Source organism: Coprococcus sp. BIOML-A2 (assembly GCF_009875795.1).
GTDB classification, from domain to species: domain Bacteria; phylum Bacillota; class Clostridia; order Lachnospirales; family Lachnospiraceae; genus Coprococcus; species Coprococcus aceti.
This window is the reverse complement of the sequence record NZ_WWSI01000004.1, coordinates 1-23,197: the sequence shown is the minus strand read 5'-3', so window position 1 is coordinate 23,197 and position 23,197 is coordinate 1. Positions and strand designations below refer to the sequence as shown.

Genomic DNA, 23,197 nt, shown 5'->3' with positions numbered 1-23,197 from the left:
GACAATTCAGAAATATATAATGACCTTGTGCGTTTGCACCTAAAAATAATTATATGGTGGGATATCCCATAATACACGTAAGATAGGAGAGTTTTGATATGGGCGATACAAGAATTGTAGTAGATGCTATGGGCGGAGATTATGCACCGGAGTGGATCATAAGAGGTGCTGTAGAAGCTGTGAACGAAGGGGCAAAGGCTCATATAATTCTCACTGGAAAAGAGGCTGTCATAAAGGGTGAGCTTGCAAAATACACATATGACACCTCCAAGATAGAGATAAAGAACTGTACTGAGGAGATCACATGTCACGATGCACCTGTTCAGGCAATCAGAAGCAAGAAAGACTCATCACTTACAGTTGGAATGAATATGGTAAAAAGTGGAGAGGCTGACGCAATAATCTCAGCCGGAAGCTCAGGAGCCATTCTTGCAGGAGGACAGCTTATCGTCGGAAGATCCAAAGGTGTGAAGAGATCGCCTCTGGCACCACTCATCCCTACGACCAAGGGATATTCGCTTCTTATTGACTGCGGTGCTAATGTCGATGCGAGACCTGAGCATCTGCTTCAGTTTGCAAAGATGGGTTCCATATATATGGAGAACATCGAGAAGATCGAGAAGCCAAGAGTAGCCATCGTCAATATTGGTGACGAGGAGGAGAAGGGTAACGCCCTCGTAAAGGAGACATACCCACTGCTCAAGGAATGTAAGGACATCAATTTTGTTGGAAGTATAGAAGCTCGTGAGATTCCAAATGGTGCTGCAGATGTCATCGTATGTGAAGCATTTGTGGGAAATGTTATCCTCAAGCTGTACGAGGGACTTGCAAAAATGCTGCTTGGAGAGATCAAGAAAGCGGTCATGTCTTCATTCAAGTCAAAGATCGGCGGTGCACTTATAAAGGATTCCCTCGGAGAGCTCAAGGAGAGATTCAACGCCAAGACAAAGGGTGGAGCACCTCTTCTTGGACTTAAGGGACTCGTGGTAAAGATCCACGGCAACTCACACAACGAAGAAGTTAAGAGTGCAATATTCCAGTGCATCAACTTCAGTGAGACCGGAGTAAACGCCAAGATTGCTGAAAAGCTGAGTGAGGAGCAGGCATAATGAAGAAGGATTATGGTGAGCTTGAAAAAAGAATAGGATACGAATTCAAGGATATAAGACTTCTGATAACGGCTCTGACACACACGTCATTTGCAAATGAGCTTAAGGTTAATAAAACTGAGTCATATGAGAGACTTGAGTTTCTCGGGGATGCCATCCTTGAGTATATTGTGAGTGACTATCTCTTCCGCAAGAAGAGAGAATATGAGGAGGGAAAACTCACAAAGCTGAGGGCAAGTCTTGTATGCGAATTTACTCTTTCACAGATATCCGAGAGTCTTGGATATGGCAAATTTGTCCTTCTTAGCAAGGGTGAAGCCCAGACAGGCGGAAGGACAAGGAAATCCATTCTGTGTGATCTCTTTGAATCCGTTCTCGGTGCGATGTATCTTGATGGCGGAATGGATGTCGCCAAGAAGTTTGTCCATCAGTTCCTGCTGGATGACGTTGAGACAAAATCATTGTTCTACGATGCAAAGTCAACCCTTCAGGAATTCTGCCAGAAGAATGGAAAAGAATTAAAGTATGAGCTCATAGAGGAGAAGGGGCCTGAACATAACAAGATATTTGTATCGGATGCCATGATAGATGGCCAGGCTACAGCCAGAGGTGAGGGTTCAAACAGAAAAAACTCCGAACAGATGGCTGCATACAAAACATTGTTACAATTAAGAAAAAAGCAGGATTAATTTATGTATTTAAAGAGTATAGAGGTAAATGGCTTCAAGTCATTTGCAAACAAGATAGTATTCAAATTCAATCACGGAATAACCTGTATCGTTGGACCTAATGGTTCGGGTAAGAGCAATGTAGCGGATGCAGTGAGATGGGTTCTGGGTGAACAGAGTGCCAAGAGTCTCCGTGGTTCCAAGATGGAGGATGTCATTTTCTCGGGAACACAGCTCAGAAAGCCGCAGGGCTCCGCATATGTTGCCATAACTCTTGACAACAGCGATCACAGCCTTCCTATAGATTATAATGAAGTCACAGTTGCAAGACGAGTATACAGATCAGGAGAGTCTGAATATCTGATTAACGGTACTGTCAGCAGACTGAAGGATGTATATTCTCTCTTCTTTGACACCGGTATCGGTAAGGAGGGTTATTCAATCATCGGACAGGGCCAGATCGAGAAGATCCTCAATGGTAAACCTGAGGAGAGACGAGAGCTTTTTGACGAGGCTGCCGGAATCGTAAAGTTCAAGAAGAACAAGGCTGCTGCGGAGAAATCACTTGAAGCAGAGAGGGACAATCTCAGCCGTGTCAACGACATTCTCAAGGAGCTTGAAAAACAGGTCGGACCACTCAAGGAGCAGTCTGAGACCGCAAGGAAATACCTGGCATTTAAAAATGAATTAAAAAAACTCGATGTGAATGCATTCCTTCTCGAGACAGAGAAACTTAAAACAGCTCTCGAGGAAGATCAGAACAGGCTCACTATCGTAAACGATGATATAGATGAGAGCAAGCAGGCGTATGAACAGACAAAGGAAGAATACGACCAGATAGAGACTGCTATAGAGCAGCTCAATTCCATAATTGAGTCATCTAAAAACGAGATTCATGAGAACAGGCTTGCAAAAGAGCGTGCTGAAGGTGAGATAAATGTTATCAACCAGCAGATAATCACACTCAAAATGAACGATCAGAACATACATGATCAGATAGACCGAATCAACAGCCAGATCGAGTCCGGCGAGGAAGAACTCGCAGATTACACATCCCAGAAAGATGAACTGGATGACTCTATCTCAGAAGTTGAACAGGCACTTAAAACAGCCCAGAAGGAAAGCTCCGACATGACCTCCTACATAGAGGCCTGCCAGCAGGAGATTGAGAGCTGCAAGGCTGACATCATAGAATATATGCATGAGAGCGGTAATCTCCAGGCAAAGGTCGGAAGATATGACGCCATGCTGGAGAATATCAACTTTAGAAAGACACAGCTCAACCAGAGACTTCTGCAGTTTAAGAGCGACGATGCCGGGGACAAGAAGGAATATGAGTCACTGTCATCACAGCTTGCCGAACTTGAGGCGGGAGTAAAGGTCATTCTCGCGGGATTGGACAGTGCAACCGATCAGCTTGCCCAGAATCAGAATAGAAACAAAACTAACCGTGAGCTGATCCACAACACCAACGAGATGCTTTCGGCCACAGAGTCCAAGATGGAGGCTCTCAGAAATATAACTGAGAGATACGACGGATACGGCAACAGTATCAGACGAGTCATGGAACAGAAGCAGTGGAATCCGGGCATAATAGGCGTTGTTGCGGACATAATCACGGTAAATCAGAAGTACGAGGTCGCTGTGGAGACTGCCCTTGGCGGAAGTATACAGAACATTGTCACTGAGGACGATGCCACTGCCAAGAGAATGATCTCATATCTGAAGACCAACAGACTCGGACGTGCAACATTTCTTCCGCTTAACACCATAACAGACCGCGGTTCCGTCAGAAATGATGTGCTCAGGGAAAAAGGAGTCATAGGAGTTGCATCAGATCTTGTTGAGGTCGATTCCAAATTCAACACGCTGGTAAAGAACCTTTTAGGCAGGATCATAGTTGTCGACAATATCGATAATGCCCTGGCAGTAGCGCGTAAGAACAATCAGTCGCTCAGACTTGTCACCATAGAGGGAGAACTGATAAATCCGGGCGGATCAATGACCGGAGGTGCATTCAGGAATTCCAGTAACCTTCTCGGAAGGAAGAGGGAGCTGGATGAACTCAAGGAGCAGATCGATAACCTGAAATCAACAGCGTCAAAGGCTGCGGCTCTCGATGCACAACTTAAGACTTCAAGAGATCAGCTCAGACAGGATATAGACAAATACAACTCCGAACTGCAGCAGGCATATCTGAAAAAGAATACTCTGACCATGAGTATTGACCAGGTCAAAGAAAAACTTGCCGAATCTGAAAGAGTATTTGTCTCGATTGAGAAAGAGGTAGCAGAGCTCAATAATCAGATAACGGAGATAAACAACAATAAGAATTCTCTTGCCGACAACAACAAAAAGCATGAAGCCATGAGGCTTGAAGCGGAGGCAAGAGTGGAAGAACTTGAGGGACAGGGACAGGAGAACAAGGATAAGCTCACCGCTGCAAACGCAAGGGTATCTGAGCTTATGATTAAGTTTAATTCCGTCAAGCAGAAAGAGGACTTCATTGTAGAAAATATCCGAAGAATAAATATGGATATCGAAAAATACAAGGAAGAACTTGAGGGCTTTACAAGCCGCGTGGAGTCATCATTCAGTGAGATCACAGAGCTGGAAGACAGGATAGCTGCTATAAAGACAGATATCGCAAGCAGAACCGGAAGTATCGCTGACAACGAGGACAAGGTAAACGAATTCTCAGTCAAGAGAGAGGAATTACAGCAGAGCCACAAGGAATTCTTTGCCAGACGAGAAGAACTTTCCGAAAAGATTGCAGGACTCGAGAAGGACTCATACAAGCTCACATCGATAATCGAGAAGAACACTGAGAAAGCAGACGAACTCAGCAACTATATGTGGGAGGAGTATGAGCTTACATACAGCAGTGCCCAGGAACTCAAGGACGATAATCTTCCTGAACTGCCGGCACTAAAGAAGGAGATCGTTGCAGTAAAGGCCAAGATCAAATCCCTTGGAGATGTCAACGTCAATGCCATAGATGACTACAAGGAAGTCTCTGAGAGATACGAATTTCTCAAGGGACAGCATGACGATATAGTCAGTGCGGAGACCAACCTTGTAAATATCATTGCGGAGCTTGAAAAATCAATGCAGGAGCAGTTTGCCGAGAAGTTCAAGGAGATACAGGTCATGTTCGACAAGGTATTCAAGGAGCTGTTCGGTGGTGGACGTGGTGCACTTGAGCTGGTTGATACCGAGGATCTTCTTGAAACAGGTATCAGGATCATAGCACAGCCACCTGGAAAGAAGCTCCAGAATATGATGCAGTTGTCAGGTGGAGAGAAGTCCCTCACCGCCATAGCACTGTTATTTGCAATTCAGAGTCTGAAGCCATCACCTTTCTGTCTGCTGGACGAGATAGAGGCGGCTCTTGACGACTCGAATGTAAGAAGATTTGCACAGTATCTCAACAGGCTTACAAAGGATACGCAGTTCATAGTTATATCACACAGAAAAGGAACCATGGAGGCTGCTGATATCCTGTACGGTATAACCATGCAGGAGAAGGGTGTATCTACCCTCGTATCAGTCAACCTTATTGAGAACGATCTGGATAAATAACAATAGAAGATATTAAACAGGAGGTATGTCATGGCAGAGGAAAAAGAGAAAAAAGGATTTTTTGCGAGACTTAAGGCTGGTCTTGCAAAGACAAGAGATAATATAGTAGAAAGCTTTACAGATGTATTCGGTGCATCCCATATAGATGATGATTTCTATGAGAATCTTGAAGAGACATTTATCATGGCTGATATGGGATATGAGACGACTGAGAAGGTTATAGAGGGACTTAAGCAGAAGGTTGAGGATTCACACATCAAAGAACCTGCTGCCTGCAAGGAACTTGTGATCAATATAATCAAGAACCAGATGTCTGTGGACGATTCAGCGTACGACTTCGAGAATAAGAAGTCCGTTGTGCTGGTCATCGGGGTAAATGGTGTCGGCAAGACAACGACCATCGGAAAGCTTGCTGCCCAGTACCGCCAGAGAGGCAAGAAGGTTCTCATGGCTGCTGCCGATACATTCAGAGCTGCCGCCATAGATCAGTTAAAGACCTGGGCTGACAGGGCACAGGTTGATATAATTTCACACAATGAGGGCGCTGATCCCGCTGCAGTTGTATACGACGCAGTGGCTGCCGCCAAGGCAAGAGATACGGATATCCTTCTCGTTGATACAGCGGGAAGACTTCACAACAAGAAGAATCTCATGGACGAGCTTGCAAAGATGAGAAGGATCATCACAAGGGATTATCCGGAGGCAAATGTTGAGGCGCTCATAGTTCTGGACGGAACAACAGGTCAGAATGCCCTTGAACAGGCAAGACAGTTCAGCAATGTAACTGAGCTTGACGGTATAGTTATCACCAAGCTTGATGGAACTGCCAAGGGTGGTATTGCGATAGCGATCCAGGCAGAGCTTGACGTACCGGTCAAGTTTATCGGAGTTGGTGAGAAGATCGGTGATCTCCAGAGATTTGACCCTCAGGAATATGTCAACGCATTGTTCGCAGATTTTGACGAGGACAGATCCGAGATCGATATGCTCATCGGCGATGACATGTAATACTACGGCATATATAATGATCATATGTATGTATGTCAATGTACTTATATCTGTGCACAACCATATATGATTTTCAAAAGGATTTTTACATAAGGAGACATTAACAAATGGCAGAACAGAACACAACAGACAAACTGACACTTGCGAAATTTGAGGAGGCCTACGACATTGTACATAAGGTGGTTCTCCCTACAAAGCTCATATACAGTGACTATTTCAGTGGGATAACAGGCAACAAGGTATACTTCAAACCTGAGAACCTTCAGAAGACCGGTGCATACAAGATCAGGGGTGCATATTACAAGATAAGCACTCTTTCAGATGAAGAGAGACAGAAGGGACTGATAACAGCTTCGGCTGGAAATCATGCCCAGGGTGTGGCATATGCTGCAAAAGCATATGGAGTAAAGGCGACCATCGTTATGCCTTCATCTACACCTCTCATCAAGGTTAACAGAACTAAGGCATACGGCGCAGAGGTTATACTGTATGGAGACGTATATGATGAATCATGTGCATACGCTCTTGAGCTTGCAGAGGACAAGGGTTATACATTCATTCATCCGTTCGATGATCTCGATGTTGCCACAGGACAGGGCTCGGTTGCGATGGAGATCATAAAGGAGCTTCCTTTCGTTGACTATATCCTTGTTCCTATCGGAGGTGGCGGTCTGGCAACAGGTGTGTCCACACTTGCCAAGATGATGAATCCGAACATCAAGGTCATAGGTGTTGAGCCTGCCGGAGCAAACTGTATGCAGGTCTCACTGAAGAACAAGAAGGTTACAACACTTCCATATGTCGACACCATTGCAGATGGAACTGCAGTAAAGACACCGGGAAGCAAGATTTTCCCATATATACAGAAGAACATAGATGATATTATAACTGTAGAGGATAACGAACTCATCGTTTCATTCCTCGATATGCTTGAGAATCACAAGCTTCTTGTTGAGAATTCAGGCCTTCTCACAGTGGCAGCACTTAAGCATCTCGATGTAAAGGGTGCCAAGGTCGTAAGCATACTGTCGGGCGGCAATATGGATATGATAACATTTGCCTCACTTGTACAGCACGGACTTATCGCAAGAAGCAGGATCTTCACAGTTTCAACACTTCTTCCTGACAAGCCGGGTGCACTCATGAACATTTCAAAGGTTATCGCTGATCTCCAGGGAAATGTTATCAAGCTTGAGCACAACCAGTTCGTATCCATCAACAGGAATTCGGCAGTTGAGCTTGTTATCACTATGGAGGCATTTGGCCCTGAGCACAAGCAGCTCATCATCAACACACTTGCTGATAAGGGCTACAAGCCAAAGGAAGTCATGACAAAGGGAATATACAATTAATTGTAGTTGATATCGATGATTAACGATGAACTCACTTTAACCGTAAATGACAACAAAATAATCGCCTGCAGACGCGGTGACAATCTGTTCAAGGTGCTGTGCAGCGCCGGATATGTGTTCAGTGGAAACTGCGGAGGTCTTGGAAGGTGTCAGAGATGTCTGGTGGATGTAAAAGGTGCGGGCACGGTAAAAAGCTGTACCTACACTATCACTGATAACATACAGGTAACCATAGTTGAGGATAACATGTCAGTCCTTGCTTCGTACAAGGGTGCTGCTGAATCCAACAACGTATATAATGGCGATGGTCGTGATATAGGCATAGCTATAGATTTAGGCACCACCACCATCGCCATAGAACAGATAGATATGTCTGATGGAAGTGTCACGGACAGATGTGGATTTATGAATCCGCAAATTGAATATGGCAGCGATGTCATATCAAGGATCCGAACAGGCTCCACAGAAGATGGACTGGCAAAGCTCAGAAGCTCAGTAGTCACAAGGATTTCCTCAGAGTTGGCCGGAATGGGGTATGCCCCTGCAGATATATCAAGGATAATTATTTCCGGAAACACCACCATGAATGCAATACTGGAGCGGCTGCTTCTGGACAATCTCGGGCATGCACCATTTGAGATCAGGAATCCTGACAGTATAACAGTATCAGGGAAGGATTTCTTTGATGATGAAAGATTTTGCAGTGCGGAAGTCACATGTCTTCCTAACCTCAGCGCATTTGTTGGAGCTGACGCATTGTGCGGTGCAGTCGTCTGTAACATTGACAGGTCTGACAAATATCAGTTGTTTGCAGATCTCGGAACAAATGGAGAGCTTATACTTGCAAAGCAGGGCATCGGTTATGCCACCTCATGTGCATGTGGTCCGGCATTTGAGGGAATGCTGAGGAGAGGTGTTGCAGCTCCAACCACAGCCTTTGATCTGCTGAACAGACTTAATTTGCTACACATAGTGAATGACGATGGAGTCCTGGTTGATCAGTATATAGACGGAGGCTACAGACTTGCAGGTGGAGTGACAATTGACATGGATATGATCAGAAGCTTTCTCCTTGCAAAGGCAGCCATATGTGCAGGTATAGAATCCCTCATGGATATGGCGGGGATAACGGCAGAGGACGTATCACGTGTATATCTGGCAGGAGGCTTCGGGTGCAGTCTTAATATATCAAGTGCGGTAAGCCTTGGACTTTTTCCGGACAGTTTTCAGGGAAAATCAGAATTTGTAGGAAATACATCCCTGCACGGAGCACATAAGTGCTTGATTGATAAGAGTTTTATTGATAGAATATATGCGTTTAAAGAGACCCTGACTGCTGTGAATCTCGGTGAGCTTGAGGGCTTTGACAGAAGATATTACAGTCATATGGATCTCAGACCATGGACCGCACAGTCACATGGTACAAATAAATTACAACAGAAGAGTAGATTATGAAATTACTAAGTATAGCAAGCGGTAGCAGCGGTAACTGCTATTACGTCGGCAATAGCGCTACCCATCTTCTTGTGGATGTAGGCATAAGCTGCAAGAGGGTTGAAAACGCCCTTAAGGATGAGAGAATAAAGCCGTCTGAACTCGATGGTGTTCTTGTAACGCATGAGCATATAGATCATGTGAAGGGCATAGGTGTTCTGGCAAGAAAGCACGGTGTTCCTATATATGCCACTGCAGGAACCATAGCTGAGATGAAGAAGATGACCTCCCTTGGCAGTATCGATGAGGGACTGTTTCATGAGATTCGTCCTGATGAAAAGATACTAATAAAGGATATAACCGTTGATCCATCATCCATCTGGCATGACGCAGCGGATCCGGTATGCTACAGCCTGTATGGAGATGGCAAAAAAGTGTCCATAGCGACTGATATGGGCAATTATAATGATTATATTGTAGATAAGCTTGACAACTCAGATATAATGGTAGTTGAGGCCAATCATGATGTCAGAATGCTTGAGGCGGGACCATATCCTTATTATCTCAAGAGACGAATCCTTGGCAACTATGGTCATCTGTCCAACGAATTGTCAGGGCAGCTCATATACAAACTTCTGAATGACCATGTGAAGGGTATTCTTCTGGGACATCTGAGCAAGGAGAACAATTTTGAAGAGCTGGCATACGAGACAGTCAAGCTGGAGCTTGAAAACAATTCATACGCCAACGATGTAAGGGAATTTGGGCTGGCAGTAGCCAGAAGAGACATGCCTATGGCTGCCATAGAGGCATAGGCTGATTTTTAGGAGTGAATAAAGATGGGTTCTGTATGTACAGGCTCCATCATCAACAAGGAGGATAAATGAAATGAAAAAGAGAATCATAACTGTAGTAGGTAAGGACAGCGTGGGAATCACAGCTAAGGTATGTGTATATCTGGCAAACAACCAGATCAATATACTTGACATATCACAGACTATAGTTGCAGGGTACTTCAACATGATGATGGTGGTTGATACACAGGAGTCATCCAAATCAACAGAGCTCATCGCATCAGAGCTCGGACAGATCGGAGAAGAGATTGGAGTACAGATAAAGGTACAGCACGAGAAGATCTTTGAGACAATGCACAGAATCTAATAATATACAGTCTGACAGACAGAAAAGAGGATATACATGATTAGCATAAATGAAGTAATCGAGACCAATAAGATGATCTCAGACATGAATCTGGATGTTCGTACCATCACAATGGGAATCAGTCTTTTGGATTGTGTAGGCACAGATGTGGATGATACATGTACAAAGATATATAACAAAATAACAACATATGCCAAGGATCTTGTATCAACAGGTCAGGAGATATCAAGAAGATATGGTATACCAATCGTCAACAAGAGAGTTTCTGTAACACCTATAGCACTGGTTGGTGGTTCCGTATGTAAGACCACCGGAGATTTTGTAAAGATAGCAAAGGCTCTTGACAAGGCTGCAGACACCATAGGAGTCAACTTCATCGGAGGATATTCAGCGCTTGTAAATAAGGGCATGACTCCTGCTGATGAGCTTCTTATCCGTTCAATTCCTGAAGCACTCTCAAGCACAGGAAAGGTGTGCAGCTCCATAAATGTAGGTTCAACCAAAACCGGTATAGATATGGATGCAGTCAAGATTCTCGGAGAGATGATCAAAGACACTGCTGAGCTCACCAAGGAAGCAGATTCCATCGGTTGTGCAAAGCTTGTAGTATTCTGTAACGCACCTGATGACAACCCATTTATGGCCGGTGCATTCCACGGTGTTACCGAGGGAGACTGTGTCATCAATGTCGGAGTCAGCGGCCCTGGTGTTGTAAAGAAAGCCCTTGAGAAGGTAAGAGGAGAAAACTTTGAGGAACTCTGCGAGACCATCAAGAAAACAGCTTTCAAGGTAACCAGAGTTGGACAGCTCGTTGCAAAAGAAGCATCCAAGATGCTCGGCGTACCATTTGGTATAGTTGACCTGTCACTTGCCCCTACTCCTGCAGTCGGAGACAGTGTAGGTGAGATTCTCGAGGAGATCGGTCTTGAATACGCCGGAGCTCCTGGTACAACAGCAGCACTTGCGCTCCTCAACGATCAGGTTAAGAAGGGAGGAGTTATGGCTTCATCATACGTCGGAGGACTCTCCGGTGCATTCATCCCTGTATCTGAGGACCAGAGAATGATCGATGCAGTTTCCGCAGGAGCATTAACTCTTGAGAAACTTGAGGCCATGACATGTGTATGTTCAGTAGGTCTTGATATGATAGCAATTCCTGGTGATACATCACCTGCAACCATATCAGGAATTATCGCTGATGAGATGGCTCTTGGTATGATCAACCAGAAGACAACCGCTGTAAGACTTATCCCTGTTATCGGTAAGACAGTTGGAGATCAGGCTGAATTTGGTGGACTTCTCGGATACGCACCTATCATGCCTGTCAACAGATTTGCATGTGATAAGTTTGTCAACAGAGGTGGACGTATTCCAGCCCCTATCCATAGTTTCAAAAACTAATATTGGATAATGCGATATAGGATCACAGTTTCTGATACGATATAGATATATAGAGGATGCGCACTGAATACGGAAATTCCGTGCGCATCTCTTTTGCTGTAATTGAATATTTCCATTTGGAGATATCAGATAATATGATTACAAGAAAATTATTTAAGGATATTATTTTATGAGAAGATTAGCTTTACCGGATGAAATACTGATGAAGGTTGAAAAGCCCGCCAGATATATAGGTGGAGAATACAACAGTGTTATGAAGGACAAGGACAAGGTTGATGTGCGTTTCTGCATGTGTTTTCCTGATGTATACGAGATAGGTATGTCCCATCTCGGAATTCAGATACTGTACGATATGTTCAACAGGAGAGAGGACACATGGTGTGAAAGAGTTTATTCGCCATGGCCTGATCTGGACGCGGAGATGAGAGAACATGACATCCCTCTGTTCGCGCTGGAATCCCAGGATCCTATAAAGGATTTTGATTTCCTTGGAATAACACTCCAGTACGAGATGTGTTACACCAATATTCTTCAGGTGCTTGATCTGGCTGGGATCCCACTCCGTACAAGAGACAGAAAAAAGGGAGACACACTTGTTGTAGGCGGAGGCCCATGCTCATACAATCCTGAGCCTATAGCAGACTTCTTTGACATATTCTATATGGGCGAGGGCGAAGTATCATATGATGCACTTCTGGAGCTTTACAAGGTGTATAAGCACTCTGATATGACTAGGGAAGAATTTCTCATAAAGGTGTCCAACATTCCGGGATTATACGTTCCTGAGCTCTATGAAGTCACATACAAGGAAGATGGCACGATAGCTTCATTTGCTCCTAGATTTGAAGATGTGCCTGCCACGATAACCAAGACGGTCGTCATGGATCACAGCAAAGTCTCATACCCAGAGAAGCCTGTTGTGTCATTCATGAAGCTCACTCAGGACAGAGTTGTTCTTGAGATCATGCGCGGATGTATAAGAGGCTGCAGATTCTGCCAGGCTGGAATGATATACAGACCAACCAGACCTAAGGATGTCAATCTGTTAAAGGGCTATGCTGAGAAAATGCTGGCAAGTACAGGACACGAGGAGATAACCTTCAGCAGTCTGTCGTCGAGTGATTACGAGGAGCTTCCGGAGCTCACAGACTGCCTGATCGAGAAGATGGACAATGAGCATGTAAATATCTCTCTGCCATCGCTCCGTATAGACGCCTTCTCTCTGGATGTCATGAGCAAGATCCAGGATGTGAAGAAGAGTTCACTTACATTTGCCCCTGAGGCAGGAACGCAGAGACTCAGAAATGTTATAAACAAGGGTCTCACAAAGGAGAACATAATGGATGGTGCCCTGAAGGCCTTCAAAGGCGGCTGGGATAAGGTGAAGCTGTACTTCATGATGGGCCTTCCTACTGAGACATATGACGATATTGCCGGGATTGCAGACCTGTCGGAGGAGATCACTGAGCTTTTCTTTGCAAATATCCCAAGAGAAGAACGAAATGGACGTGTCATGGTCACCGCATCGGCATCATATTTTGTGCCAAAGCCATTTACTCCGTTCCAGTGGGCTCCGATGATAAGGCCTGAGGAATTTGTCAAGCGTGCATACTTTGTGAAGGACAGATTCCGCGCAGAGAAGAACCATAAGAGTCTTAAGTTCCAGTACCACGAAGCAGATATCACCATACTTGAGGGACTGCTTGCTCGAGGCGACAGGAAGCTCTGCGATGTAATATATGATGTCTATAAGGCCGGTCAGATATTTGACGCATGGACAGAGTTCTTCAAAAAAGAAAACTGGGACAACGCCATGGCAAAGCACGGTCTGGATATAGATTTCTACACATACAGGGACAGAAATGTTGATGAGATACTTCCATGGGATTTCATTGATATAGGAGTCACAAGAAAGTTCCTTGAGAGAGAGTGGGAGAACGCCCAGAACGAAAAGGTAACCCCTAACTGCAGACAGCAGTGTTCCGGCTGTGGTGCCGCAAGATTTGGAGGAGGTGTATGTTTTGAAAATAAGAATTAAATACTCCAAGCTCGGTAACCTCAGATTTATAGGACACCTTGACGTTATGAGATATTTCCAGAAGGAGATAAGACGTGCCGGTCTGGATGTGAGCTATTCCAAGGGATATTCGCCTCACCAGATCATCTCGTTTGCCGCTCCACTGGCCATGGGAATCACTTCTGATGGCGAATACTTTGACGGAGAATTTGAATCCGTTACAACATCCAGAGAGATGATCGACGCATTGAATGCCGTATCGGTTGATGAGATGAAGGTCACTGAGTGTGTACTTCTTCCCGATGATGCAAAGAACTCCATGTCAGTTGTGTCAGCATCGGACTATGTCATCTCATTCCTTGACAAAGCAGGAACTGAAGAACGGCATAATATACTGGACAGTGTGGAATCCTTCATGTCGCAGGATCAGATCGTCATTCTGAAAAAGACAAAGAAGAGCGAACGCGAGGAGAATATAAAACCTGGTATCATGACCTGCGAGCTGAGGGACGATCAGATATATATGCTGCTGTCAACCGGAAGTGAATACAACCTCAAGCCGGAGCTCGTCATGCAGGCTCTCTGCGCGTATGCGGGTGTCAGTCACAACCAGTTCCATTATCATATTCACAGACTGGAGACGTACATGGATGGCCCTGATGGCAATATAATACCTCTATACAAGGCCGGTTCACCATTCTAAGAGTCTGCCTGACCGTATATTTGAAAGATTATAAGGGGAATATCACATGAAAAAGCTGGTAGTTACACACTACGACAACAAAATATTACAGGCTGTTATACAGGATGGCAAAGTCACAGATCTTAATCTGTCAAAGGGCAGTACAGTCCTCGGCAATATCTATGTGGGCAAGGTGGCCAACATCGTAAACAATATAAATGCCTGCTTTGTGGATTACGGTGACAGACTTCCCTGCTACTACAGTCTGGATGACAATGATATTATATACGCCGATGGCAGGAAACACACAAAGCTCAGGATCGGCGATGAGATAGTCGTTCAGATCAGCCGTGACGCAGTCAAGACCAAGAACCCTGTTGGTTCATCGGAGCTCACCCTCCGCGGGGATTACTGTGTGGTCCACACCGGGGAACAGATCGGTGTATCGAACAAGATAAGCAGCAGAAAGCTCCGGGACGAGCTTAAGGACATCGCGCGAAATACCCTCCCGGCGGGTATAGGTTGTATCATTAGGACAAATGCTGTGGATGCGGACCCTGAACTCATAAAACGTGAACTGAATGAGCTGGGCGGTCGTCTCACACAGATCCTGAAGGCCGCAGCAACCAGAAAATGCTTTTCCTGTCTGTACCGGAATCCACCGGAATATATAGAAAACATAACTTTCATGGGAAGTAATAAGCTAGATTCACTGGTAACCGATGATGAAGAAATATTCCACGTATTTGAGGATTACATAGAGAAAAAACAGCCTGGAACAATAGACTTAACGCTTCATACCGATACAGAATGTCCGCTTACGGCAATCTACAATCTCAATAAAGAAGTGGAGGGAGCTCTAAAGGAGAGAGTATGGCTTAAGTCAGGTGCCTACCTTATAATCCAGCAGACTGAGGCCATGGTAGTTGTGGATGTGAATACAGGCAAGGCTATATCAGGCAGAGATATGGAACAGCACATGCTGAAGGTCAACACCGAGGCTGCCATCGAAACCTGCCGTCAGTTAAGACTCCGCAATCTGTCAGGGATAGTAGTCATAGACTTTATAAACATGAAGAATCCCGATGATATCCTCAGGATACGTGATACCCTGATAAGAGAGCTGGCAGACGATCCTGTACCAGCCAAATTCGTAGATATCACCAAGCTTGGACTTATAGAGCTGACCAGAAAGAAGTTAAAGAGACCGCTTCACGAAATGGTTAAGCTTTGATGAAAATAAATCAAAAAATATTGTAAAAATATATCAGAAAATTATTGACAAATAATCATCTCAATGGTAGATTATATGAGTATGCCGCACAGTTAGGTATAAGTGTGTCAACAGACACCACCAAAACTGGCGAGTTTGATTAAGGAGGTATTAACCATGTACGCAATTATAGCAACAGGCGGTAAGCAGTACAAGGTAGCTGAAGGAGACGTGATCAAGGTTGAGAAGCTCGCAGCAGAGGCTGGAAGCGAAGTAACATTTGATGATGTTATCTTAGTAAGCACTGATTCAGACGTTAAGTGTGGAGATGCAGTTGCTAATGCATCTGTAACAGCATCAGTAGTTGGTGAAGGCAAGTCTAAGAAAGTTATTGTTTACAAGTACAAGAGAAAGACTGGCTATCACAAGAAGAATGGTCACAGACAGTCATATACTAAGGTTGAGATCAAGAAGATCAACGCTTAATTGGTATTGATTGTATCGATTATAAGACATGATTGATGTAGTTATTTATCAGAACAGCAATTCGGAATATATAGGATTTAAGACAGATGGACATGCGGAATATGATGATCCTGGACAAGATATCGTCTGTAGCGCAGTTTCAGCGATCACGATAACCATCCTGAACTCTGTTGAGAAGCTTTCAGATGTGAATTTCACACTTGACTGCGATCAGGAGAGCGGACATATGGATTTCATATTCACAGAGGAGCCGGATATCAAGGCACAGACTTTGATGCAGGCGCTTGTGATCGGTATATCCGGAATCGAAGAATCCTATGGCGATTATATTTGTATGACCTTTAAGGAGGTGTAATTGACATGATGAAGATGGAACTTCAGTTTTTCGCTCATAAGAAAGGTGTAGGTTCTACAAAGAACGGCAGAGACTCAGAGTCCAAGAGACTTGGCGCTAAGAGAGCTGACGGTCAGTTCGTAAAGGCTGGTAACATCCTTTACAGACAGCGTGGAACAAAGATTCATCCAGGTCTTAACGTTGGTATCGGCGGAGATGACACACTGTTCGCTACAGCTGATGGTATCGTTAGATTTGAGAGAAAGGGTAGAGACAAGAAGCAGGTTTCTATCTATCCAGTAGTTAACGAGTAATATTGGATATATATAAGTAATACTATCAAGAGACTGGAGTAATTTTTATTATTCCAGTCTTTTTTTACAGACAAAAGTGCAGATATGGGGTATACTATGAAATAGTGTGCAGATGTATCTGCAGAACTTGACACAGGTAATTTAGACATTGAATATTCGGTATAGAATATCTGACATAGAAAGGCGGTATATTATGTTTGCCGATAGAGCCAGAATATATGTGAGATCAGGCAAGGGCGGTGACGGGCATGTATCCTTCAGAAGAGAGAAATATGTTCCAAACGGCGGTCCTGACGGCGGTGACGGAGGTAATGGCGGTGACGTTATCTTTGTTGTCGACGAGGGAATGAACACACTCACTAACTATAGACATGTAACAAAATACAGAGCCGGAGACGGTGAAGAGGGCGGCAAGAAGAACTGCCATGGCAGCAATGGTGCCGATATCGTGCTCAAGGTTCCACCTGGAACTGTTGTCAAAGATTCAGAGACAGGTAAGGTTATTCTCGATATGGCATACAAGAAGGAACCTGTTGTTTTCCTTAAAGGAGGCCGTGGTGGCCGTGGCAACAGAACATATGTAACTTCAACCATGCAGGCGCCAAAGTATGCACAGCCTGGTCAGCCAGCCAAGGAGCTTACAGTAGATCTTGAACTCAAGTGTATAGCTGACGTAGGACTTGTCGGATACCCAAGTGTAGGTAAATCAACCTTCCTTGCAAGAGTTACGAATGCCCGTCCTAAGATCGCGGCATATCATTTTACCACTTTAGTTCCGAACCTGGGTGTGGTGGATCTCGGGGATAAGAACGGCTTCGTGATCGCAGACATTCCAGGCATAATTGAAGGTGCGTCAGAAGGAACAGGTCTTGGACTTCAGTTCTTAAGACATATAGAGCGTACAAAGGTTATAATCCACATCGTGGATGCAGCCTCGGTGGATGGAAGAGATCCGATCAATGATATCCACGTAATCAATGAAGAGCTCAAGAAGTACAATAAAGACATCGAGAACCGTCCACAGGTTATAGCAGCCAACAAGGTCGATCTTCTGGATGATATGGGCTATGAGACTGTCATAGAGATGCTTAAGGAGGAATTCCCGGAGGATGAAGGATATAAGATATTCCCTATATCTGCAGTATCAGGAAAGGGTATCAATGAACTTCTCTGGTATGTCAATGACCTTGTAAAGCAGTCTCCAAGGGAGATCATCGAATTTGAACCTGAGATAGATCTGTCCATGCAGGATGATCCTGAGCTTCCATTTGAAGTCAGAAAGTCAGACGAGGAGGAGGGTGTATATATCGTCGAGGGTCCACGAATCGAGAAGATGCTCGGATATACGAACCTTGAATCTGAGAAGGGCTTTGATTTCTTCCAGAAGTTCCTCAGAGACAACGGAATACTTGCACAGCTTGAGGAGCTTGGCTGTGTAGACGGAGATACTGTAAGAATGTATTTCCTTGAATTTGATTATTATAAGTAAAGGAATAAACACGTATGAATAGCAAACAGAGAGCATATTTAAAGGGGCTGGCACAGACCATCCAGCCTATACTCAACATAGGCAAATCATCACTCACACCTGAGTTCACAGAATCTGTTGCAGAGGCTCTTGAGGCGAGAGAACTAATCAAGATCTCTGTTCTCAAGAACTGTCTTGACGATCCTCGTGAGATAGCAGCTATGCTCGGTGAGAGAACTCACTCACAGGTAGTTCAGGTGATCGGCAGAAAGATCGTTCTGTACAAGGAGTCAAAGGAACATAAAAAGATCGAACTTCCATAGGGGGGAATAAGCCATGCTGGCACAAAAAGCAGGACATGTAGGTATACTCGGCGGAACATTCAATCCTATACACTATGGACATATAGAGCTTGGCGTACAGGCACTGGAACAGTTTAGACTGGATAAAGTGCTTGTGATGCCCAACAATAAGCCTGGTTATAAAGATATTTCCAACGAAGTTACAACAGATCACCGGGTCAACATGATAAAACTTGCCATAGATGGCATAAAAGGGTTGGAGTATTCTGATTTTGAGCTCAGACGTCCCGGGATCACATACACCTCAGATACGCTTGAGGCCCTTCATGAGTTATATCCTGACGTTCACTGGTATTTTATCATGGGCGGGGATTCCATTATGTATTTTGACCACTGGCACAGACCTGACATCATATCAAGGCATGCAACGCTGCTTGTCACAACAAGAAGTGGAGCTCCTGAGGATATGATCAACGACAAGATAGCAAGCCTGCAAAGCCTGTTTCCGGCTTCTGATATCCGCCGGGAGTACATCCACCAGCACGATATATCCTCAAGTGATATAAGAGCTGCTGTGCGGTCAGGAGAAGATATCAGGGATATGGTTCCCGACAGCGTGATAACATATATCAGGGACAATGGTCTATATCACGTTTGATCTGGCAGGTATAACAACATATATTGAATATTACTTATACTTGAACATTTGCAACAGATAGGAGATAAGATGAACAGATTTGAGATGCGTGAGCGCCTTGAAAACAAGCTCACAAAGAAAAGATTTGAACATTCACTTGGTGTGGAATATGTATCAGGCTGCCTGGCCATGGTTCACGGAGCAGATGTTAACAAAGCTTTGACTGCCGGACTTCTACATGACTGCGCCAAATGTCTGCCTGCAGACGAGAAGATAGCAAGATGCAAAAAACACGGACTTCCAATAAGCCAGGTCGAATTTGCTAACCCTGAGCTTTTACACGCAAAGCTGGGAGCATATTACGCAAGAGAAAAATACGAAGTTGACGATGAGGACATCCGATCGGCTATAGAATTCCATACCACTGGAAGACCGGCTATGTCGCTTCTGGAAAAGATTGTTTTTGTGGCTGACTATATAGAGCCGAACCGTAAGCCTTTGCCGGAGATAGATGAAATAAGAAATGAGGCATTCTCCGATATTGACGCTTCGGTGGCCCACATATTAAAGAATACTTTAACTTATCTGGACAGTGGCAGCTGTGGAGACACGGACGAAATGTCTGTCCGGACATATAAATATTATACATCATTGAACAGTGAGGACTAATATGGCAGATTCCAGAGAGATGCTCAAGATAGCATGTGCTGCTCTTGAGGATAAAAAAGCATTTGACATTAAGATCATAGACATAAGCAGAATTTCAACCTTATGTGATTATATAGTGATAGCTGACGGAACAAATAAAAAACAGGTTCAGGCACTCAGCGATAATGTTGAGGACAATATGCACGAAGCTGGATATTCCCACAAGGGAGTGGAGGGATATTCTGAAGGTGGATGGATTTTGCTGGATTATTATGATATAATAATCCATATATTTTCTGAAGAATCAAGAAGATTCTACAACATAGAGAAGATATGGAGTGACGGAGATATTATATCTCTGGACAGCATATAAGATATTCAGTTTAAAATAAGATTGGGTTGCAAGTAAGAATTTGGGGATTAAAACATGGAGAGTAACAGGCTATTAAGCGACAATTATATCAAGATCAATCATATTGCCTCCAAATGTATGAGGCTTTTTGCTATATTGATACTTTTGTACTGGGTATTTACATATATTGGAGGGCAGTGCAATATAGTGCTCCTGTGTTCCTGCATGGGAATATGCTGTATTCTGACCCTTATACCTACGATTTTTATTGATCTACTTAAGAACAATGAGGGCAAATGTATAAAATATGTGGTAATTGCATTGGCTGTACTCATATGCTCCATACTCAATACAACTTTATCGTACACAGCTATGATCGTCTGGATATTTCCTATGCTTGTAGCTTCCCTTTATTATAACAAGACAATGGTTCTCTATACTGCGCTTTTATCTACAGTCGGTGTATTCGCTGCAGATATAGTCAATTACAGATTATGTGATCTTGTTATTCCACCCGCACATGATGATTTTGCTGACAATATGATACTGGTCATAGCGCCATGTGTTATAGCCATTTTTATCATGTCATTTGTATCATATTTCATAGTATCAAGAAACTCAACAATGCTCAATAATGTTATAGACCATGCTGAAGAGGTCAAAACTAATCAGAAGGAACTCATATATGCGTTTGCCGAGCTCTCAGAGAGCAAGTCAAAATCAACAGGTGAGCACATCAAGAGAGTTGCAAAATACATGGAGGTTCTTGGAAAGGCATCCGGTTTTGATGACGATTATGTTGACATGCTTTCAACCGCAGCCATGATGCACGATATCGGCAAACTGATGATCAGCGAGGAAATACTCAACAAACCTTCCCGTCTTACAGATGAGGAGTTCGCCATTATGAAGAGTCATGTATTATATGGTGACGCACTTCTCTCAAAATGTCCGGGACAGATCCTTCAGATTGCAAGAACGATCGCCAAGGAACATCATGAGAAGTGGGATGGCTCTGGATATCTGCATATGAAGGGAGAAGAGATCGCATATATCAGCAGGCTTATGGCTGTATGTGATGTATTCGATGCCCTTACATCAGCAAGATACTACAAGAAAGGCTGGTCTATGGAGGAGGCTTATACCGAGATAGTAAGCCAGAGTGGTAAACAGTTTGATCCAAAGGTGGTATTATTATTCCAGGCTCATTTCAAGGAATTCAAACAGATAGCAGAACAGAATGCTGATAAGCACATATACTAAAATGTGATTACTTAAAAATAGGCTAAATATACATTAAGCTAATAGGCTAAAAAGCTGTTTTTTATGGTTTTTTAGCCTATTTTTGTTGAATTTAGGCTTGAAATAAGCTAATTAATTGGTATAATGTAATTAACAAGTTGATATAAATTAACTATTTTGAAGTTAATTTACTTTTAATAAGCCCCCTCTTAAAAAATATGACATAAATTGATCCCCAGGTCATATACGTAAATGTTGCTGACGTATGTTGACCTGGGGATCTCTTTCTTAATGGATTTATTATATTATATTGTAATTACATCTGCCTAAATAATCCGATAACCTTTCCGAGTATATCGCAGTGGTCTACGATAATTGGATCCATATAATCATTTTCCGGCTGAAGTCTTATATGACCATTCTCCTTAAAATATCTCTTTACTGTAGCCCCATCATCGATAAGTGCAACCACAATATCACGATTGGAAGCAGAAGAGCATTGTTCAACAATAAGGAGATCACCATCGTTGATTCCGATGTTGATCATACTTTCGCCCTTAACGCGAAGCATGAATGTCTGATTATTGGTGTTATGTAAATATTCCGGTGGAATAGGAAAATAATCCATAATATTCTGTGTGGCAAGGATAGGAAGTCCCGCTGCAACCTGTCCAACAACAGGTATATTAATAACCTCACGCCTTGACAATGCAAAATCATCATCTATTATCTCTATAGCCCTTGGTTTTGTTGGATCACGCCTTATATATCCGTTCTCCTCAAGAGATGCGAGATGAGCATGTACTGATGATGTAGACTTGAGTCCAACAGCCTTGCAGATCTCTCTTACTGAAGGTGGATAGCCCTTCTTAAGCTGTTCTTCCTTGATATATTCCAAAATCTCTGTCTGTTTATCAGATATCTTTCCTTTTCCCATGTATATTGAACCTCCACAAATAAATTCTATTTAACATAATCTGTTGTATACAAAATATGATAGCACATATGTTCTGATATTGCAAACGAATGTTCTGTTTTAATTTTGCTTTGTTTTGAATATTCTTGACCGGATCTATTCTTTCGTGGGAATAAAAATGGACACCTGATAGTGCATAATATAGGAGTATTAAGGATTCAGAGTTACAATACGAACTGCAGTCGTACAAGTGTTCGAAAATCACTTGACAACAAAACATCTGTTCGATATAATACGAACATAGTAACAAACATACGTTCAGGAGGGATAGAGATGAATAGATTATTTAATTTCATTAGCAATAAAAAGGTGACAATAATTGTAGCCATAATCATAGTAGCAGTATTATATGTTTCGATCACACACATGGATGCATCCGAAGCTGATGCCACCAATGCCAGCACCAAGTATTACACATGTATATCCGTTGAGTCTGGCGATTCACTTTGGGATATAGCCCAGAAGTATATGACTGATGAATATACATCAACCCAGGATTATATCGATGAAGTTGTCTCGATCAACAATCTGAACAACGATTCATCGATAGTAGCCGGAACCAACCTGGTAATACCATATTATGAAGTGACTGATCTCAATTAAACAAGGAATTAGATGTTCTTGATCAACGCATATAGATTCTATTAAATGATAGATTCTATATGCGTTTTCTGTTTAGATTTTTGCTTAGAGAGTCGTAAGAATCAGTGAAAGCAGTGCAATTGGAATGTATTGCTTGAATGACAAAGTTAATGCAACTAAATCATATTCATATTACGAATTAACCCCTACATTCGCATTTTAAGGCATT

General features: G+C 43.3%; 23 protein-coding genes. 22 read left to right on the top strand and 1 reads right to left on the bottom strand.

The window, feature by feature from the left end; translation table 11 throughout:
• Nucleotides 1-98: 98 nt before the first annotated feature.
• From plsX to GT575_RS09620, 21 genes are all read left to right on the top strand, one after another.
• On the top strand, nucleotides 99-1,109 hold the full coding sequence (plsX, locus tag GT575_RS09720; protein ID WP_022216447.1) for a phosphate acyltransferase PlsX: 1,011 nt from the start codon (nucleotides 99-101) through the stop codon (nucleotides 1,107-1,109).
• On the top strand, nucleotides 1,109-1,798 hold the full coding sequence (gene rnc / locus GT575_RS09715) for a ribonuclease III (RefSeq protein WP_022216448.1): 690 nt from the start codon (nucleotides 1,109-1,111) through the stop codon (nucleotides 1,796-1,798). Before plsX ends, rnc begins: the two co-directional genes overlap by 1 nt.
• Nucleotides 1,799-1,801: 3 nt before the next feature.
• Nucleotides 1,802-5,359, top strand: a complete 3,558-nt coding sequence (gene smc / locus GT575_RS09710) for a chromosome segregation protein SMC (RefSeq protein WP_161171923.1) — start codon at nucleotides 1,802-1,804, stop codon at nucleotides 5,357-5,359.
• 30 nt (nucleotides 5,360-5,389) lie between these two features.
• Entirely contained in the window at nucleotides 5,390-6,367 is a 978-nt protein-coding gene (ftsY, locus tag GT575_RS09705) for a signal recognition particle-docking protein FtsY (protein ID WP_022216450.1), read from the top strand.
• Between the two features lie 107 nt (nucleotides 6,368-6,474).
• On the top strand, nucleotides 6,475-7,719 hold the full coding sequence (gene ilvA, locus GT575_RS09700) for a threonine ammonia-lyase (protein ID WP_015534949.1): 1,245 nt from the start codon (nucleotides 6,475-6,477) through the stop codon (nucleotides 7,717-7,719).
• A gap of 15 nt (nucleotides 7,720-7,734) precedes the next feature.
• Nucleotides 7,735-9,174 (top strand): ASKHA domain-containing protein, encoded by a 1,440-nt coding sequence (locus GT575_RS09695; RefSeq protein ID WP_055280065.1) that lies wholly within the window; start codon nucleotides 7,735-7,737, stop codon nucleotides 9,172-9,174.
• Nucleotides 9,171-9,968 (top strand): MBL fold metallo-hydrolase, encoded by a 798-nt coding sequence (locus tag GT575_RS09690; protein WP_161171922.1) that lies wholly within the window; start codon nucleotides 9,171-9,173, stop codon nucleotides 9,966-9,968. Before GT575_RS09695 ends, GT575_RS09690 begins: the two co-directional genes overlap by 4 nt.
• A gap of 73 nt (nucleotides 9,969-10,041) precedes the next feature.
• Nucleotides 10,042-10,314: an ACT domain-containing protein gene (locus GT575_RS09685; protein ID WP_015534945.1), complete on the top strand. Its 273-nt coding sequence runs from the start codon at nucleotides 10,042-10,044 to the stop codon at nucleotides 10,312-10,314.
• 36 nt (nucleotides 10,315-10,350) lie between these two features.
• Nucleotides 10,351-11,715, top strand: a complete 1,365-nt coding sequence (locus tag GT575_RS09680) for a PFL family protein (protein WP_022216453.1) — start codon at nucleotides 10,351-10,353, stop codon at nucleotides 11,713-11,715.
• A 169-nt stretch (nucleotides 11,716-11,884) separates the two neighbouring features.
• Nucleotides 11,885-13,753: a TIGR03960 family B12-binding radical SAM protein gene (locus tag GT575_RS09675; RefSeq protein ID WP_161171921.1), complete on the top strand. Its 1,869-nt coding sequence runs from the start codon at nucleotides 11,885-11,887 to the stop codon at nucleotides 13,751-13,753.
• Nucleotides 13,737-14,435 (top strand): TIGR03936 family radical SAM-associated protein, encoded by a 699-nt coding sequence (locus tag GT575_RS09670; RefSeq protein WP_055222657.1) that lies wholly within the window; start codon nucleotides 13,737-13,739, stop codon nucleotides 14,433-14,435. The genes GT575_RS09675 and GT575_RS09670 overlap by 17 nt, the downstream gene beginning before the upstream one ends.
• A gap of 46 nt (nucleotides 14,436-14,481) precedes the next feature.
• Complete coding sequence (locus GT575_RS09665) at nucleotides 14,482-15,648, top strand: ribonuclease E/G (RefSeq protein WP_161171920.1); 1,167 nt, start codon at nucleotides 14,482-14,484, stop codon at nucleotides 15,646-15,648.
• Between the two features lie 156 nt (nucleotides 15,649-15,804).
• Complete coding sequence (rplU, locus tag GT575_RS09660) at nucleotides 15,805-16,113, top strand: 50S ribosomal protein L21 (protein ID WP_004850943.1); 309 nt, start codon at nucleotides 15,805-15,807, stop codon at nucleotides 16,111-16,113.
• Nucleotides 16,114-16,141: 28 nt separating this feature from the next.
• A complete protein-coding gene (locus tag GT575_RS09655) occupies nucleotides 16,142-16,468 on the top strand; it encodes a ribosomal-processing cysteine protease Prp (RefSeq protein ID WP_015534943.1) in 327 nt (108 codons plus the stop codon).
• Nucleotides 16,469-16,473: 5 nt separating this feature from the next.
• Nucleotides 16,474-16,761: a 50S ribosomal protein L27 gene (gene rpmA, locus GT575_RS09650; RefSeq protein ID WP_004850948.1), complete on the top strand. Its 288-nt coding sequence runs from the start codon at nucleotides 16,474-16,476 to the stop codon at nucleotides 16,759-16,761.
• Between the two features lie 193 nt (nucleotides 16,762-16,954).
• Nucleotides 16,955-18,250 (top strand): GTPase ObgE, encoded by a 1,296-nt coding sequence (gene obgE / locus GT575_RS09645; protein ID WP_120123029.1) that lies wholly within the window; start codon nucleotides 16,955-16,957, stop codon nucleotides 18,248-18,250.
• A gap of 14 nt (nucleotides 18,251-18,264) precedes the next feature.
• Nucleotides 18,265-18,552, top strand: a complete 288-nt coding sequence (gene yhbY / locus GT575_RS09640) for a ribosome assembly RNA-binding protein YhbY (RefSeq protein WP_022216458.1) — start codon at nucleotides 18,265-18,267, stop codon at nucleotides 18,550-18,552.
• A gap of 13 nt (nucleotides 18,553-18,565) precedes the next feature.
• Nucleotides 18,566-19,189 (top strand): nicotinate (nicotinamide) nucleotide adenylyltransferase, encoded by a 624-nt coding sequence (gene nadD / locus GT575_RS09635; RefSeq protein WP_022216459.1) that lies wholly within the window; start codon nucleotides 18,566-18,568, stop codon nucleotides 19,187-19,189.
• A 69-nt stretch (nucleotides 19,190-19,258) separates the two neighbouring features.
• A complete protein-coding gene (gene yqeK, locus GT575_RS09630; protein ID WP_161171919.1) occupies nucleotides 19,259-19,837 on the top strand; it encodes a bis(5'-nucleosyl)-tetraphosphatase (symmetrical) YqeK in 579 nt (192 codons plus the stop codon).
• Nucleotide 19,838: 1 nt separating this feature from the next.
• A complete protein-coding gene (rsfS, locus tag GT575_RS09625) occupies nucleotides 19,839-20,189 on the top strand; it encodes a ribosome silencing factor (RefSeq protein ID WP_015534942.1) in 351 nt (116 codons plus the stop codon).
• Between the two features lie 54 nt (nucleotides 20,190-20,243).
• Nucleotides 20,244-21,431: an HD-GYP domain-containing protein gene (locus tag GT575_RS09620; protein WP_161171918.1), complete on the top strand. Its 1,188-nt coding sequence runs from the start codon at nucleotides 20,244-20,246 to the stop codon at nucleotides 21,429-21,431.
• Between the two features lie 295 nt (nucleotides 21,432-21,726).
• Here GT575_RS09620 and lexA read toward each other — a convergent pair whose 3' ends face one another.
• On the bottom strand, nucleotides 21,727-22,347 hold the full coding sequence (gene lexA, locus GT575_RS09615) for a transcriptional repressor LexA (RefSeq protein ID WP_022216463.1): 621 nt from the start codon (nucleotides 22,345-22,347) through the stop codon (nucleotides 21,727-21,729).
• Between the two features lie 312 nt (nucleotides 22,348-22,659).
• On the opposite strand from lexA, the gene yneA reads away from it, so the two are divergent.
• Complete coding sequence (gene yneA, locus GT575_RS09610; RefSeq protein WP_055222647.1) at nucleotides 22,660-22,989, top strand: cell division suppressor protein YneA; 330 nt, start codon at nucleotides 22,660-22,662, stop codon at nucleotides 22,987-22,989.
• Nucleotides 22,990-23,197 lie beyond the last annotated feature (208 nt).